At 64.2% G+C, this 15,856-nt stretch carries 16 protein-coding genes; 10 read left to right on the forward strand and 6 right to left on the reverse strand.

Annotated elements, in window-relative coordinates:
• Positions 1-396 precede the first annotated feature (396 nt).
• Positions 397-837 carry a helix-turn-helix domain-containing protein gene (locus tag N2604_RS25590; RefSeq protein ID WP_260370923.1) on the reverse strand — a complete coding sequence of 147 codons (441 nt, stop codon included), beginning with the start codon at positions 835-837 and terminating at the stop codon, positions 397-399.
• An 83-nt stretch (positions 838-920) separates the two neighbouring features.
• Between N2604_RS25590 and N2604_RS25595 the strand changes: the two genes are divergently transcribed.
• Positions 921-1,529 (forward strand): FMN-dependent NADH-azoreductase, encoded by a 609-nt coding sequence (locus N2604_RS25595; RefSeq protein ID WP_260370925.1) that lies wholly within the window; start codon positions 921-923, stop codon positions 1,527-1,529.
• Positions 1,530-1,614: 85 nt separating this feature from the next.
• Here the strand turns inward: N2604_RS25595 and N2604_RS25600 are convergent.
• From N2604_RS25600 to N2604_RS25610, 3 genes are all read right to left on the reverse strand, one after another.
• Positions 1,615-2,563, reverse strand: a protein-coding gene (locus N2604_RS25600) for an IS630 family transposase (RefSeq protein ID WP_260370926.1) whose coding sequence is annotated in 2 segments (ribosomal slippage) — positions 1,615-2,226 and positions 2,228-2,563 — 948 coding nt in all. Because the reading frame shifts where the segments join, the coding sequence is not laid out codon by codon here.
• 90 nt (positions 2,564-2,653) lie between these two features.
• Positions 2,654-2,836 (reverse strand): hypothetical protein, encoded by a 183-nt coding sequence (locus N2604_RS25605; RefSeq protein ID WP_260370927.1) that lies wholly within the window; start codon positions 2,834-2,836, stop codon positions 2,654-2,656.
• Between the two features lie 155 nt (positions 2,837-2,991).
• The gene (locus tag N2604_RS25610; protein ID WP_260370928.1) at positions 2,992-3,765 is read right to left on the reverse strand and encodes an SDR family oxidoreductase; all 774 of its coding nucleotides are present in this window, start codon (positions 3,763-3,765) and stop codon (positions 2,992-2,994) included.
• A 120-nt stretch (positions 3,766-3,885) separates the two neighbouring features.
• On the opposite strand from N2604_RS25610, the gene N2604_RS25615 reads away from it, so the two are divergent.
• Complete coding sequence (locus N2604_RS25615; protein ID WP_260370929.1) at positions 3,886-4,353, forward strand: helix-turn-helix domain-containing protein; 468 nt, start codon at positions 3,886-3,888, stop codon at positions 4,351-4,353.
• 281 nt (positions 4,354-4,634) lie between these two features.
• Here the strand turns inward: N2604_RS25615 and N2604_RS25620 are convergent, their stop codons facing one another.
• Positions 4,635-4,874: a hypothetical protein gene (locus N2604_RS25620; protein WP_260370930.1), complete on the reverse strand. Its 240-nt coding sequence runs from the start codon at positions 4,872-4,874 to the stop codon at positions 4,635-4,637.
• 227 nt (positions 4,875-5,101) lie between these two features.
• Here N2604_RS25620 and topA point away from each other — a divergent pair, with 227 nt between their 5' ends.
• The 8 genes from topA to N2604_RS25660 all read left to right on the forward strand — a co-directional run bounded on the left by topA (position 5,102) and on the right by N2604_RS25660 (position 14,776).
• A complete protein-coding gene (gene topA / locus N2604_RS25625) occupies positions 5,102-7,858 on the forward strand; it encodes a type I DNA topoisomerase (protein ID WP_260370931.1) in 2,757 nt (918 codons plus the stop codon).
• Positions 7,859-7,865: 7 nt separating this feature from the next.
• On the forward strand, positions 7,866-10,214 hold the full coding sequence (gene rnr / locus N2604_RS25630) for a ribonuclease R (RefSeq protein WP_260370932.1): 2,349 nt from the start codon (positions 7,866-7,868) through the stop codon (positions 10,212-10,214).
• Positions 10,208-10,648 (forward strand): DUF983 domain-containing protein, encoded by a 441-nt coding sequence (locus tag N2604_RS25635; RefSeq protein WP_260370933.1) that lies wholly within the window; start codon positions 10,208-10,210, stop codon positions 10,646-10,648. Before rnr ends, N2604_RS25635 begins: the two co-directional genes overlap by 7 nt.
• 29 nt (positions 10,649-10,677) lie before the next feature.
• A complete protein-coding gene (locus N2604_RS25640; protein ID WP_260370934.1) occupies positions 10,678-11,430 on the forward strand; it encodes an NUDIX domain-containing protein in 753 nt (250 codons plus the stop codon).
• 299 nt (positions 11,431-11,729) lie between these two features.
• Positions 11,730-13,055, forward strand: coding sequence for an LLM class flavin-dependent oxidoreductase (locus N2604_RS25645; protein ID WP_260370935.1), 1,326 nt, complete (start codon positions 11,730-11,732; stop codon positions 13,053-13,055).
• A 125-nt stretch (positions 13,056-13,180) separates the two neighbouring features.
• Positions 13,181-13,348, forward strand: coding sequence for a 50S ribosomal protein L33 (rpmG, locus tag N2604_RS25650; RefSeq protein ID WP_007603295.1), 168 nt, complete (start codon positions 13,181-13,183; stop codon positions 13,346-13,348).
• A 964-nt stretch (positions 13,349-14,312) separates the two neighbouring features.
• Positions 14,313-14,516: a DUF3551 domain-containing protein gene (locus N2604_RS25655; protein WP_260376309.1), complete on the forward strand. Its 204-nt coding sequence runs from the start codon at positions 14,313-14,315 to the stop codon at positions 14,514-14,516.
• A gap of 44 nt (positions 14,517-14,560) precedes the next feature.
• The gene (locus N2604_RS25660) at positions 14,561-14,776 is read left to right on the forward strand and encodes a DUF3551 domain-containing protein (RefSeq protein WP_260376310.1); all 216 of its coding nucleotides are present in this window, start codon (positions 14,561-14,563) and stop codon (positions 14,774-14,776) included.
• Between the two features lie 106 nt (positions 14,777-14,882).
• Here N2604_RS25660 and N2604_RS25665 read toward each other — a convergent pair whose 3' ends face one another.
• Complete coding sequence (locus N2604_RS25665) at positions 14,883-15,782, reverse strand: GNAT family N-acetyltransferase (RefSeq protein ID WP_260370936.1); 900 nt, start codon at positions 15,780-15,782, stop codon at positions 14,883-14,885.
• Positions 15,783-15,856: the final 74 nt, after the last annotated feature.

The following is a 15,856-nucleotide window of genomic DNA, read 5'->3' on the forward strand; positions in this document are numbered from 1 at the left end:
GGAGGGGGAGGGTCGGCTCACATTGAGCGCAGCGAAATGTGAGACGGGGTGGGGTGACGGTCTCTCCACATCCAACACTGTCCGTGTTGAGAGATCACCCCACCCCGCTCGCGCTTCGCGCGATCGACCCTCCCCTCCAGGGCAGGGCTATCGCATATGACTTGTGACGTCGGCCTGCGCGCACGCCTCGTCCTTCGAGACGGCGCTTACGCGCCTCCTCAGGATGAGGCTAATCAGCGTCAGTGCTCGTTGAAACTGCTGCCGCGCACTCCGCCCTCATCCTGAGGAGCCCGCCCAAAGCGGGCGTCTCGAAGGATGGCTGCAGGGAAAAGCTCTCAAATGCGATAGCCCTACCCTCCAGGGGAGGGTAAAATCGACCTCGCAACATGCTCCGCTTCAGCCCTCGTTACGCTGGTCGAACTTCGTGCGCGCAGCCTCGATCTGCTCCAGATGCGCGATGGCCCACTCGCCAAGCGCCTTCACCGGCTGCTCGAGACCGCGGCCGAGATCGGTCAGCTCATAGTCCACCCGCGGCGGGATGGTCGGAAAGATCGTGCGCGTGACAAGGCCGTCGCGCTCAAGGCCGCGCAGCGTCAGGGTCAACATCCGCTGCGAGATGCCGTTGATCATGCGCTTGAGCTCGTTGAAGCGCTTCGGTCCGTCGCTCAGCATCATGATGACGAACACGCTCCATTTGTCGCCGACGCGGGACAGCACGGAGGCGACCCCACGGCAGTCCGCATGGCTGGGATCCGGCATGGGCCTTGGATCCGGCGTCGGATTTGGCCGCGGCGGAGCAGGCAATTCGGTGTTCGCAGGTTTCAGTGATGTGCCCATGGCTCAAAAAAGTGCGTTCTTGCGGGGATTTCGATAGTCACTCATGTAGCGCTGGTTACAAACTTATACCAGGGTGATCCCACATGAAACTCCTCCATATCGACTCCAGCGTGCTCGGCCCCCACTCCGTCAGCCGGCAGGTTTCCGCCGCCATCGTCGACCGGCTGCGGCAGGCGGCGCCCTCGCTCGAGGTCGTCTACCGCGACCTGACCGAGACGCCGCTTGATCACCTCTCCGGCTCGCACCTCGCCGCCGCGCAAGGCGCCGCCGCGCCGGCGGAGCTCGGACCGGACCTTGCCGCAAGCGCCGCGGCGCTGGAGGAGTTTCTCGCCGCCGACATCGTGGTGATCGGTGCGCCCATGTACAACTTCACCATTCCGAGCCAGCTCAAGGCCTGGATCGACCGCATCCTGGTGCCGGGGAAGACTTTTAAGTATGGCGCGGCCGGGCCGGAGGGGCTCGCCGGCGGCAAGCGCGTGATCGTGGCGATCTCACGCGGCGGCTATTATGGCGCCGAGACGCCCTACGCAGCCGGCGAGCATCTCGAAACCTATCTGCGCTGGGTGTTCGGCTTCATCGGGATCACCAACATCGAATTCATCCCGGCCGACGGCATCCAGGTCGGGCCGGAGCACCGCGAGAAGGCGATCGCCGGCGCGCTTGAAGCCGCAACCAGCCTGCGCGCGGCCTGAGAGCGTATCGACGTCATCGGTCGCCGCAGGATCATCTGCGGCGGCTGATCGACGGGCTCGTGCGTTCTGCCAACCCTAGAGCATTTCACATTTTGATTGAAGCGTAACCGGCGTTAGCGAAGTAGTTGGCACATTCACGAGGCTGGATGTCCTGGACGAGGTGACCGATGTGGCGCCAAGTGTCCTCGATGGTGCGCTTTTGAGCTTGCCGCATCCAATGTTTGATCTTGGAGAAGGCCTGTTCGATCGGATTGAGGTCGGGCGAGTATGGCGGCAGGTACCAGAGCCTGGCGCCAGCCGCCTTGATCATCTGCCTGACGGCTCTCGACTTGTGGCTTCCGAGATTGTCGAGAATGACGATATCGCCCTCGCGCAGGGTCGGAAGGAGGAGGTGCTTCACGTAAGCGCGGAAGCATTGGCCGTTGATCGGCCCATCGAAGACGCAGGGGGCGGTGAGCTGGTCGTGGCGGAGTGCGCCGAGGAATGTGAGGGTACGCCAGTGCCCGTGCGGGGCGAAGCCGCGCAGGCGTGCCCCTTTGGGGCCCCAGCCCCGCAAGGGGGCCATGTTGGTCTTGATCCAGGTCTCATCGATGAAGACGAGCCGGCCCGGATCAAGTCCGGTCTGCCAGGACCGCCAACGCTGGCGCCTACGAGAGACGTCGGCGCGAGCCTGTTCGAGCGCGAACAGTGTTTTTTTTGAACCGCAGCCCTTCCCGACGCAGGAACAGCCAGACTGCATTGTGTGAGACCTTAACCCCACGGGCAGCCAGCTCCGCCTTCAGACCATGCAGCGTCAGGTGCGGCGTCTGAGTGATCCGCTCGACGATGAAGGCGCGGTGCGGATCAAGCACAGGCTTGCGGTGACCACCCATCTTGCCAGGCGCTACCGAGCCGGTCGTTCGATAACGCTGCGACCACTTCACAACCGACGAGACCGCAACACCAAACCGTGCCGCCACAGAACGGCAGCTCTCACCCTTGGCAACCGCGGATACCGCACGCTTACGTAAATCGTTGGAAATTGGTCGGACCATGGGATGCTGGCCTCCAGCCCAGCCAGCATCTTGAATCATATTCGCCCCAGATCCGGAATCCCTTCCGATTCAATAAATTCGTGAACCGCTCTAGAACCAGACGCCTTGCATGCCCAGGATCACGGCAACGAGCGAGACGAACAGTCCGATCCCGGAGAACAATGTTACGCCAACGAACTCGGACGTTGAGGAACGCCTAGCCGGAACGGCAGATCTTTCAGTGAAAACGCGCGGTGATGAAATCGACGCGAAAATACGGGCCGCTTTTGTCATGACCGACTCCCTTAGATAGTGAGTCTGTCCCCTGCCCATAGCAAGGTCTTTTCAGCTTGCGCGAAGGTTCAACGCCTCGTCAATGCATCTCAAGACGGAGGAACCGGCAGGCGCAACCACACTGCGCCGGCCGCTTCAATTTGCGCTTGATTTGATCAGCCGCGATAGATCGGCGCGCCGCTCGGGGAGGCCACCGCGCCGCCGTCGACGAAGATTTCCTGCCCCTGCACATGCGCGGAATCATCGGTGGCGAGGAACAGCACCGTCTTAGCAACGTGATCCGTTTCACCGAGGCGGCCGAGCGGCGTCATCAGCCCGATCCGCTTCTCGAACACCTTCTCGGCTTCCGGCGTCGCGGTCGCGGGCCCCCAGATCGGGGTACGGATCGCACCGGGCGCGACGACGTTGACGCGGATACCGCGCGGCGACAGTTCTGAAGCCATGATCCGCGCCATCGCCCGCACGCCGGCCTTCGCCGCGCCATAGGCCGAGTAGCCGGGAATGCCGAGCACCGAGATCACCGAGCCGTTGAGGATGATCGAGGCGTTGTCGTTGAGATAGGGCAACGCGGATTGAACGGTGAAGAACACGCCGGTCAGATTGGTGCTGATCACCTTCTCGAACACCTCTGGTGTCGCCGATCCCAGCGGCGTGCCGCCGGCGATGCCGGCATTGGCGAACACGATGTCGAACTTGCCGAACTTCTCCGCGCCCTGCTTGATCGCCGCTTCCGTCGCCGCGATATCCGTCGCGTCGGCTGGCAGCGCAAGCGCGTTCGGCCCGAGCTCCTTCGCAGCCGCCGCCAGCGTCTCCTTGTTGCGCCCGGTGATCACCACCTTAGCGCCTTCCGCCACGAACAGTTTTGCCGTTGCCAAGCCGATGCCGCTATTGCCGCCGGTGATCAGGGCCGTCTTGTCCTTCAGTCTCACGCTCGCCTCCAGTAGTTGCATGATGAAACTAAGTTGCCATCTAGGCCATTCGGTTTTATAATGCAACCACACAAGCGCGTGATCGGCGCTGGCCGTGCGAACGCGACAGGACGAACGAAAATGGTGAAACGGACGAGCTTTGCCGGCGATGCCTGCCCGATCGCGCGGTCGCTGGATGCGCTCGGCGACTGGTGGTCGCTCTTGATCATCCGCGAGGCGCTGTTCGGCGTCCGCCGCTTCGGCGAGTTTCAGAACAAGCTCGGAATGGCCAAGAACATTCTGGCGGCGCGGCTGCGATCGCTGGTCGACCACGGCATTCTGGAGACCGCCCCCGCCTCCGACGGCAGCGCCTATCAAGAATATGTGCTGACGCCGAAGGGCCGCGGCACCTTCCCGATCCTGGTCGCGCTGCGGCAATGGAGCGAGGAGTTCGACGACCGCCCCGAAGAGATCGCGACCATCCTGGTCGACCGCGCAAAAGGCCGCCCGGTGAAGAAGCTCGAAATGCACGCCGAGGACGGCCGCCTGCTCAGCCCTGGCGACACCACGCTGAAGCCACGGCCGGCGCCGCGGAGGCGGTCGGCGTGATAGTCCCAAGCGGCACCGCACCGTCATTGCGAGCGCAGCGAAGCAATCCAGACTGCCTCTGCGGAAAGACTCTGGATTGCTTCGCTGCGCTCGCGATGACGGCGTTGATACATATCTATCACCGTCACCCTGAGGTGCTCGTCCTGCAACGCAGGACGAGCCTCGAAGGGCGCCGGCCCGGCGGCGTCAGCGGGGCCGTGCATCCTTCGAGGCTCCCGGCGCGATGCCAAGCATCGCGCCGTTCGCGCCTCAGGATGACGGGGTAGATAATGAGCGCGCTCTCACGAGAGCTTGCGCCTGGTCCGCAGCCGCAGGTGCTCGTCGGCCTCGAGCTGCGTCATCCCTAAGAGATAATGCAGCACGTCCAGCTTGTGGCGCTCGGCCAGCTTGCGTAAGGCCCCGGTCTGCTCGGCGATGAAGGCCACGGCTTCGTCCGCGCCGCCCTCCCCCGGTTCCTCGATGCGCGAGCCCCCCGGCACGCCTGACCCAGCGCGCGCCCGTTTCTTTCCTGGCCTAGTCACCAGACCCCACCCGAATCCATGCCCCGACAGGACATTACGCCCACATCAACCGCAACTCCAAGGTGGTATTTTGCAACTTTCTCGATATGAAACTTTTCCCATTGCGGCGGCTTTCAACACCCCACGATTTGACAGCGACCGCCTCACCACCCATGTTCGGTTCGAAACGGCCGACCCGAATCCTTTCGTTTTCGGCCCAAGATTTTCCCGTAAGTTACTGGAACTACATGAATATCGTCATCGTGGAGTCGCCGGCGAAAGCCAAGACGATCAACAAGTATTTGGGCTCGTCCTATGAGGTTCTGGCCTCGTTCGGCCATGTCCGCGATCTCCCGGCGAAGAACGGTTCCGTCGATCCCGACGCCAATTTCAAGATGATCTGGGAGGTCGACCCCAAGGCGGCCGGCCGGCTCAACGATATCGCCAAGTCGCTGAAGGGCGCCGAGCGCCTGATTCTCGCGACCGACCCCGATCGCGAGGGCGAGGCCATCTCCTGGCACGTGCTGGAGGTGATGAAGGAGAAGCGCGCGCTGAAGGATCAGAAGATCGAGCGCGTGGTGTTCAACGCCATCACCAAGCAGGCCGTCTCCGAGGCGATGAAGCATCCGCGCGAGATCGACGGCGCGCTGGTCGACGCCTATATGGCGCGCCGCGCCCTCGACTATCTGGTCGGCTTCACCCTCTCCCCCGTGCTGTGGCGCAAGCTGCCGGGCGCCCGCTCGGCCGGCCGTGTGCAGTCGGTGGCGCTGCGCCTCGTTTGCGACCGCGAGCTCGAGATCGAGAAGTTCGTGCCGCGCGAATATTGGTCGCTGATCGCGACCCTGCTCACCCCGCGGGGCGACGCGTTCGAGGCCCGTCTCGTCGGCGCCGACGGCAAGAAGATCCAGCGCCTCGATATCGGCACCGGCGCGGAAGCCGAAGACTTCAAGAAGGCGCTGGAACTCGCCACCTACGCGGTCACTGCGGTCGACGCAAAACCGGCCCGGCGCAATCCGCAGGCGCCCTTCACCACCTCGACGCTGCAGCAGGAAGCCAGCCGCAAATACGGCTTTGCGCCGGCGCACACCATGCGCATCGCCCAGCGCCTTTATGAGGGTATCGACATCGGCGGCGAGACCACCGGACTCATTACTTATATGCGTACCGACGGCGTGCAGATCGCCCCCGAGGCGATCACCCAGGCGCGCAAGGTGATCGGCGAGGATTACGGCAACGCCTACGTGCCGGACGTGCCGCGCCAGTACCAGGCCAAGGCCAAGAACGCCCAGGAAGCGCACGAAGCGATCCGCCCGACCGACCTCTCCCGCCGTCCCGACAGCATGAGCCGCAGGCTCGATGCCGATCAGGCCAAGCTGTACGAATTGATCTGGAAGCGAACCATCGCCAGCCAGATGGAATCCGCCGAGCTCGAGCGTACCACCGTCGACATCGCGGCGAAGGCAGGTGGCCGCACGCTGGAGCTGCGCGCCACCGGTCAGGTCGTCAAGTTCGACGGCTTCCTCGCGCTCTACCAGGAAGGCCGCGACGACGAGGAGGACGAGGATTCCCGCCGCCTCCCCGCCATGAGCCAGGGCGAGGCCGTGAAGCGGCAGAGCCTGTCCGTCACCCAGCATTTCACCGAGCCGCCGCCGCGCTTCTCCGAGGCCTCGCTGGTCAAGCGCATGGAAGAGCTCGGCATCGGCCGTCCCTCGACCTATGCCTCGATCCTGCAGGTCCTGAAGGACCGCGGCTACGTCAAGCTGGAGAAGAAGCGCCTGCACGGCGAGGACAAGGGCCGCGTCGTGATCGCGTTCCTGGAGAGCTTCTTCAGCCGCTACGTCGAATACGATTTCACCGCCGCGCTGGAGGAGCAGCTCGACCGCATCTCCAACAACGAGATCTCCTGGCAGCAGGTGCTGAAGGATTTCTGGCGCGACTTCATCGGCGCCGTCGACGACATCAAGGATCTGCGCGTCGCGCAGGTGCTCGACGTGCTCGACGAGATGCTGGGGCCGCACATCTATCCGCCGCGCGCCGATGGCGGCGACGTCAGGCAATGCCCGAACTGCGGCACCGGACGCCTCAATCTCAAGGCCGGCAAGTTCGGCGCCTTCGTCGGCTGCTCGAACTATCCGGAGTGCCGCTACACCCGCCAGCTCGCTGCCGACGGCGAGACGACCGCCGACCGATCGCTCGGCCAGGATCCCGATACGGGTCGCGATGTCTGGGTCAAGGCCGGCCGCTTCGGCCCCTATATCCAGCTCGGCGAGCAGAAGGATTATGAGGAAGGCGAGAAGCCGAAACGCGCAGGCATCCCCAAGGGCACCTCGCCCAGCGACGTCGATCTCGAGCTCGCGCTGAAGCTCTTGTCGCTGCCGCGCGAGATCGGCAAGCATCCGGAAACCGGGCAGCCGATCACCGCCGGCCTCGGCCGCTTCGGGCCGTTCGTGAAGCACGAGAAGACCTATGCGAGCCTGGAAGCCGGCGACGAGGTGTTCGACATCGGCCTCAACCGCGCGGTGACGCTGATCGCCGAGAAGGTAGCCAAGGGTCCGAGCCGCCGCTTCGGCGCCGATCCCGGCAAGGCGCTCGGCGATCATCCGACGCTCGGCGCCGTTACCGTGAAGAGCGGCCGCTACGGCGCCTATGTCACGGCCGGCGGCGTCAACGCAACGATTCCGGCCGAGTTCGAGAAGGACACGATCACGCTGCCGCAGGCGATCGCGCTGATCGACGAGCGCGCGGCCAAAGGTGGCGCAAAGGGCGGCGGCAAGGCCAAGAAGACTGCCAAGCCGGCCAAGGCAAAGAAGAGCGTAGAGAAGGCTGCGGACGGCGAGGACGCCGCACCGAAGCCGAAGAAGCCGGCTGCGAAGAAAGCCGCGGCCAAATCCAAATCCGAATCCACCAGCAAGGCGCGCGCCGCCGTGCCGTCGACCGCAAAGACGTCGCCGACCAAGGCAGCCGCCACCAAGGCTCCGGCCAAGAAGAGTGCCGGCAAGAATTAGAGGTTAAGTGAAACCAAAGAAAGACCGTGGCTTTCCCGACAGGCAAGCCATCGTCGCCTTCATCAAGGCAAATCCAGGAAAGGTCGGGACTCGCGAAATTGCGCGCGAGTTCGGCCTGAAGAACGCCGATCGCGCCGAGCTCAGGCGCATGCTGCGCGAGCTCGCCGACGACGGCATTATCAAAAAAAAGCGCCACAAGGTCTCCGAGCCGGACGCGCTCCCGCCGACGCTGCTGGCCGACGTCACCGGCCGCGACTCCGATGGCGAGCTGATCGCCTCCCCCGCCGAATGGGACGAAGTCGAGAACGGCGAGCCGCCAAAAATCCTCATCGAGATGCCGCGCCGGCCCAAGCCCGGCACCGCGGCCGGAATAGGCGACCGCGCGCTGCTGCGCGTCGAGCGCAGCGATGATGACGAAGGTCCCGCCTATCGCGGCCGCATCATCAAGGTCATCGACAAGGCCAAGAGCCGCATCCTCGGTGTGTTCCGCAGCCTGCCCGAGGGCGGCGGGCGGCTCGTCCCCGTCGACAAGAAGTTCGCCGACCGCGAGCTGAACATCGCCAAGACCGACACCAGCGGCGCCGAGGATGGCGACCTCGTCAGCGTCGACATCGTCCGCACCCGCGGCTTTGGCCTCGCCTCCGGCCGGGTGAAAGAGAAGCTCGGCTCGGTCAAGTCGGAGAAGGCGATCAGCCTGATCGCGATCTACGCGCACGACATTCCCTTGCAGTTCTCCTCCGCTGCGGAGCGCTTGGCGGAAGCGGCAGAGCCGGCCAACCTGAAGGGGCGCGAGGACTGGCGCGACGTCCCGCTCGTCACCATCGATCCGCCCGACGCCAAGGATCACGACGACGCGGTGCATGCCGAGCCCGATCCGGATCCCAACAACAAGGGCGGCTTCATCGTCAACGTCGCGATCGCCGACGTCAGCTTCTACGTCCGGCCTGGCACCGCGCTCGATCGCGACGCGCTCGATCGCGGCAACTCGGTCTATTTCCCCGACCGCGTCGTGCCGATGCTGCCCGAGCGCATCTCCAACAATCTCTGCTCGCTGGTGCCGGGCGAGCCGCGCGGCGCGCTCGCCGTGCGCATGGTGCTCGGCCCCGACGGCCGCAAGCGCTCGCACAGTTTTCATCGCATCCTGATGCGCTCGGCGGCCAAGCTCGCTTACGCGCAGGCGCAGGCCGCGATCGACGGCCGGCCCGACGACACCACCGGCCCCCTGCTCGATCCGATCCTGAGGCCGCTCTATGCCGCCTATGCCTGCGCCAAGCGCGCGCGTGACGAGCGCGATCCGCTCAATCTCGACCTGCCCGAGCGCAAGATCCTCTTGAAGAGCGACGGCACGGTGGATCGCGTCGTCGTCCCCGAGCGTCTCGATGCGCACAAGTTGATCGAGGAGCTCATGATCCTCGCCAACGTCGCCGCGGCCGAGATGCTGGAGAGGAAATCGCTCCCGCTGATCTACCGCGTGCACGACGAGCCGACCTTGGAGAAGGTCCACGCGCTCGCAGAATTCCTGGAGACGCTGGACGTTCCCTTCGCCAAGTCGGGCGCGCTGCGCCCCACCACGTTCAACCGCGTGCTGGCTCAGCTCGAAGGCCACGACTATTACCCGCTGGTGAGCGAGGTGGTGCTGCGCGCGCAGGCGCAGGCTGAATATTCCTCGGAGAATTACGGCCATTTCGGCCTGAACCTGCGCCGCTATGCGCATTTCACCTCGCCGATCCGCCGCTATGCCGACCTCGTCGTCCACCGCGCGCTGGTCCGTGCGCTCGGGCTCGGCGAAGGCGCCCTGCCCGACAGCGAGACGCCGGAAACCTTAAGCGAAGTCGCCGCGCATATCTCGCTGACCGAACGGCGCGCCATGAAGGCGGAGCGCGAGACCGTCGACCGCCTGATCGCCCACCATCTCGCCGACCGCATCGGCGCCAGCTTCCAGGGCCGCGTCTCCGGCGTCACCCGCGCCGGCCTGTTCGTGAAGCTCTCCGAGACCGGCGCCGACGGCTTGATCCCGATCCGATCCCTCGGCACGGAATATTTCAACTATGACGAGGGCCGCCATGCCCTCGTCGGCACCCGCAGCGGCACCATGTACCAGCTCGGCGACGTCGTCGACGTCCGCCTGATCGAGGCCGCTCCCATCGCTGGCGCGCTGCGTTTCGAGCTACTGTCGTCGGAGAGCGACAGCGGCCCGCGCGAGCGCAGGCCGTTGCGTCCGCAGCGCAAGTCGTCCAAGGCGCATCCCGGACGCAGCCCGGAGAGAAAACGCAAGCCGGAGAAGCAAAAGTCCGGCAAGGGGAAGAAGGCCAAAGGAAAGAACAAAGGCAAGGGCAAGAAGGGCAAGGCGTGGTGACGATGAGGACGGCCCCAAAAATCTGGACGCGCGAGAGCGGCCTCGTCGAGAAGCGCGATGTCATGACGGCAATGAAGCGCGGCTTTCGCGGCCGCTGCCCGCGCTGCGGCGAAGGCAAGCTGTTCCGCGCCTTCCTGAAGACCGCCGATCATTGCGCCAAATGCGGCCTCGACTTCACCCCGCACCGCGCCGACGATCTGCCCGCCTATCTCGTCATCGTCATCGTCGGCCACGTCGTGGTGCCGGCCATCCTCTGGATCGAGACCAATTATTCGACCCCGGTCTGGATCAGCTTCGCGGCCTATCTGCCCTTCACCTTCGTCGCCTCGCTCGCGCTTTTGCAGCCCGTGAAGGGAGCTGTGGTCGGCTTGCAATGGGCTCTGCGCATGCACGGGTTTGACGACAATCCGCCCGATGGTATTCCGCCTGTGTAAGCAAATAAAAGAACAGTTCGGGTGAGGACATGACCGATATTTCGCAGGCCGAGGAAAAGACCAGGGTCCACGAGGAGAAGGAAGCCGATCATCATCCTTACTTCCGCCCGAAGGATGCGGCGACGCTGATCCTGGTCGACCGCAGCGGCGCCGTTCCGAAAGTGCTGGTCGGCAAGCGCCACGACAAGGTGGTGTTCATGCCCGGGAAATTCGTCTTTCCCGGCGGCCGCGTCGACAAGGCCGATTATCGCGTGCCCTGTGCCGCTCCGATCACCGCGGAGTTGGAGGCCAATCTCGCCAAGGGCAGCCCCAAGACGCCGGCCTCGCGCGCCAAATCGCTCGCCATTGCCGCGATCCGCGAAGCCTGCGAGGAGACCGGCCTCTGCCTCGGCCGCAAGGCGGAAGGCAAGGTGCCGAAGCTCGACGGCCCCTGGAAGCCGTTCGCCGATGCCGGCCTACTGCCCGATCCCTCCGGCCTGTTCCTGATCGCGCGCGCGATCACCCCGCCCGGCCGCGTCAAGCGCTTCGACACGCGTTTCTTCACCGCCGATGCCTCCGCGATCACCCACCGCGTCGAGGGCGTGATCCATGCCGATGCCGAGCTGGTCGAATTGGTCTGGGTCGAGCTCGGCTCGAAGCCGCTCGCCGACCTGCATCCGATGACGCGCAACGTCCTCAACGAGCTCGACAGCCGCCTCGCCACCGGCCCGCTCGGCCACGACGCGCCGGTGCCGTTCTTCCATTTCTACGGCGGCAAGATGCAGAAGGACATTTTGAGCTAAGGGCTCTTGTAGCCCGGATGGAGCGTAAGCGAAATCCGGGGCATCTCCATCGCGGAGAGACTTTCCCGGATTGCGCTGCGCTCCATCCGGGCTACGGGCGCTACGATGCGCAATTGCGCATCTGAGAATCCATTCATCCGCCGTTCGATGGATTCCGGGTTCGCGCCAAGAGGCGCGCCCCGGAATGACATGCTGAGAGAGCTGCGAAAAACAAAAAATTCTTCCCGCGTTCCCCCAATGGCGGAGTTCCCGTCCGCACCTATGTCTTTCCGAACGACAATGAAGAAGGACACCGGGCGATGGCACAACGGCAACTCAAGCTTGGCGCGTTCATGCGCCCGATCAGCATCCACACCGGCGCCTGGCGCTATCCCGGGGCCTGGCCCGACGCCAATTTCAACTTCGGCCACATCAAGACGCTGATCCGAAAGCTCGAGGCCGGCAAGTTCGACGCCTTCTTCATGGCCGATCACCTGGCCGTGCTGAACATGCCAATCAATGCGCTCAAGCGCAGCCACACCGTGACCTCGTTCGAGCCGTTCACGCTGCTGTCGGCGCTCTCGGCGGTCACCGAGCGCATCGGCCTGATCGCGACCGGCTCGACCACGTTCGACGAGCCCTATCACGTCGCGCGCCGCTTCGCCTCGCTCGACCATCTCAGCGGCGGCCGCGCCGGCTGGAATATCGTCACCACCTCGAACCCGGACGCGGCGCTGAATTTCGGCCTCGAAGATCACATGGAGCACGCCGAGCGCTACAAGCGCGCCCGGGAATTCTACGACGTCGTCACCGGCCTCTGGGATTCCTTCGCCGACGATGCCTTCGTGCGCGACGTCGAGAGCGGCCTGTTCTTCGATCCCGCCAAGATGCACATGCTCGACCACAAGGGCAAATACCTGAAGGTGCGTGGCCCCCTCAACATTGCCCGCCCCGTGCAGGGCTGGCCGGTGATCGTGCAGGCCGGCGCTTCCGAAGACGGCAAGCAGCTCGCCGCCGAGACTGCGGAAGCCGTGTTCACCGGCGGCGGCAGCCTCGCCGACGGTCAAAAGCTTTATGCCGACATCAAGGGCCGCATGGAGAAGATCGGCCGCGACCCCGAGCACCTCAAGATCCTGCCCGGCGCCTTCGTCGTCGTGGGTGACAGCGTTGATGAAGCCAAGGAGAAGCGCGCTCTGCTCGACAGCCGCGTGCACTACGACAGCGCCATCGCCTCGCTCTCCGTCATCCTCGGCACCGACGCTTCCGGCTTCGATCCCGACGGCCCCCTGCCCGAGATCCCCGAGACCAATGCCAGCAAGAGCGGCCGGCAGCGTCTGGTCGATCTCGCCGCCCGCGAGAAGCTCACCGTGCGCCAGCTCGTCCAGCGCGTCGGCGGTTATGGCGGCCTGTCCTTCGTCGGCACGGCCAAGACCATCGCCGATCAGATGGAGGAATGGCTGGTCGGGCGCGGCTCCGACGGCTTCAATATCATGTTCCCGTTCCTGCCCGCCGGCCTCGACGACTTCGTCGACAAGGTGGTCCCGGAGCTGCAGAGGCGCGGGATTTTCCGCAAAGACTATGAAGGGCCCACCTTGAGGGAGAATCTGGGCCTGCCGCGGCCGAAAAACCGGTTCTTCGAGGCCTAATGGGCCCGATTTGAGCGGTTTCTGCGCCCTGAAACCTTGACTTCCCGCTGTTTCTGGCTAGGTTGCGGGCCAACGCGGGCCGTTTGGCCGGCTCCAGATTCCCCTGATATTCTGAGGTTCAGAACATGGCCAAAGCGGTCACCATCAAGGTCAAGCTCGTGTCCTCGGCCGACACCGGCTTCTACTACGTCGCCAAGAAGAATTCGCGCACCATGACCGACAAGCTGGTCAAGAAGAAGTACGACCCGGTCGCGCGCAAGCACGTCGAATTCCGCGAAGCCAAGATCAAGTAAGATCGGCGCAGCGCCAAAGATCTTTGCGGGGCCCTTGCGGGCCCCGTTGTCGTTTTGGCCGCGTGTCCCAGGGCAACCTCCCAGGCCGTGCGCTGCATCAAGAGCACGAGACCAAACTGACGTGGTCCTCTTCCTCTGATCCGTCATTGCTGTCGATGTTCAATAATTCGCTGATTGGATCGCGGTGGTCTTGGTAGCGGCGAAGGCGGAAGCAATCCAGATTGTCTCCGCGAACGCTTCTGGATTGCAAGGCTCCTCGCAATGACGGCACGTGTGTCGCCCGCTTCTTCGAGCCCATGCGTGCGACACTCGGGCGCGGGAAAAGCAAAGAGGCTGCCGGGCAGCACCCGGCAGCCTCCTTGTCCTTGTTAGGCCTCGGTCACGATGATCAGCGGCCGGTGGGATCCTGGCTCCGGCCCGGACGAACGTTCTGAGGTCCGCCTTGCCCGGCGTTGGTCCCGCCGTTGTTTCCGGCACCTACGGAGCCGCCCGTGCCCGTTGTGCCGCTGCTGGCCCCAGTGCCAGCCGCACCGGCACCTCCCGTCCCAGTACCGCCCGTGCCAGCGCCAGCGCTTGCACCGCCGGTTCCGCCTGCGCCCGCTCCGCCGGCTCCGCCCGCTCCACCGCCGCCCGCCTGGGCGTGGGCGAAACCGATCGATGCGCCGGCAAGCAGCGCGCACATGGCCACCGAGAAAATGGTCTTTCGCATGTTCAACTCCGTTTGAGGTTGTGCCCGTCAACTGAAGTTGCATGCGGACGTTCCTAAAGCGATGGTGACAAACTGTCGAAACTTGCCAGGAATGATGCAGCGCGACACGGAATTGTTGCTTGCCCCTCTAACAGCTTAGGCCATTGTTCTTGAGCCACGATCATCAAGCGGATATCTTTCGAGAGCGAGCCTCTTGCGTTGCCGCTCAGTTGACATGATGGAGATCGCATGCGCACCGCCCTACTGATTGTCCTCATGGTCATCGGATTTGCTCCTGCAGCAAACGCCGAGCGCGACTATCCCTGGTGCGTCTTCGGCGGACACCTCGGCTTTCCCGGCGAATGCATGTATTCGACGCGAGAACAATGCCTGGCGTCGGCGTCCGGGCGGTGGAACACCTATTGCGATGTGAACCCGCGCGTGAGGTTCAAGCAGCCGGCTCCGCCCCGGCCGCGCTGATCATGAGGCGCGCGCTTGCATGTCTCCTCTTCGCCTTGATCACGATGTCCGCGCCCAGTCCAGCCGCAGCACAGCGGTTCGGCGGCAACTCTCCGGTATGCCTTCAGAGATGGGAATGGGGCGGCGTCACCTGGATTTCGTGCCAGTATCGTTCATGGGACGAGTGTAGAGCGAGCGCTGCTGGCCTTTCGGCCATGTGCCTGGATAACCCTTATGCGCAACGGCCGCCTCATCCAGACCGCAGCCCGCGTCCCCGATAGGGCGTCCGAGCCAGAAGCATGATCCGGCCCGGAACGAGCGCCGATCCAGCCATCATCCTCTGCCTTCCGGCCTGCCCCGCGACGCCAACCTTCTCGGTTGAAACCCCTACATGAAACCCGGATTGCGCGGGAGGTAGCTGCCCCAATCTCCGAACGGTCGATTCGACATCAGCAGCATCGGGAACGTCAGACGCATCCCGTGGTCGGTCGCCGCCTTGAGCGCTGGCTCGCTCGCGCCCGGCACAAAGGCCGAAATGGTCGGACAATCGCTCTGTGCCGCGAACGACAACGCGGTGGCAAAAGCGGAGTCAACGAGATCTGGCCTGCGGACTGCAAGCGGACCAATGTGTCCATCCGAAATATAGAAATACCCGACGCACTCATTGCCGGCGTGGATGGTGAATCCGCGCGTCGTGCTGTCGCCCAGGAGGAATCGATGATGCTTCTCCCTGGAAACGCCGACAGCACTGATGTCGATCGGCGCCAGCTCGTCGTATGCGATTGGGTCGGCCGTGAGAGATTCAAGACGGAGCCGCGGCGCGGCCAACCGTGGCGCCAGGCGATCACGAGGGACGCTGACCATGTAGATCGGAAAGCGCGGGAACAGTCCGTGGCGGATGTAGAGGCCTTGAGATACGTTGTTGAACGTGAAGGTGATCAGTGCCTTGATGGGTGCTCCGCGCATTTCTGCATGCGCGAACGCCTTGTTGATGAGTTGATTGCCAATGCCATCGCTCTGACGATCGGGCGCGACGAACAATTGGGCCAAGAACCAAAGCTCGCCACAGACCCAACTCCACGCGAAGCCGACAATTTCGCCGTCGTCATCGGCCACCCATAAGCCTTCGGGATCATCCGCGAGCGAGAAGGCCTGAAAATTCTGCGGGCGAGAGGATGCCATCTTCCCAAACCCCCGCCGTTCGGTGAGCTCATTGATGCTGGCGACCACGATGTCATCGGCCTGCTTCAAGTCGTCGATGCGAGCGGGCCTGCATACGACTGCCATCCTCAAGTCCCTCCCGGGATCAGCTCGCCCCGCCCACGGTGGATCGGGTCGCGGCTTAGTTTCTACTCACATCC

The organism is Bradyrhizobium sp. CB1015 (assembly GCF_025200925.1).
Classification (GTDB): domain Bacteria; phylum Pseudomonadota; class Alphaproteobacteria; order Rhizobiales; family Xanthobacteraceae; genus Bradyrhizobium.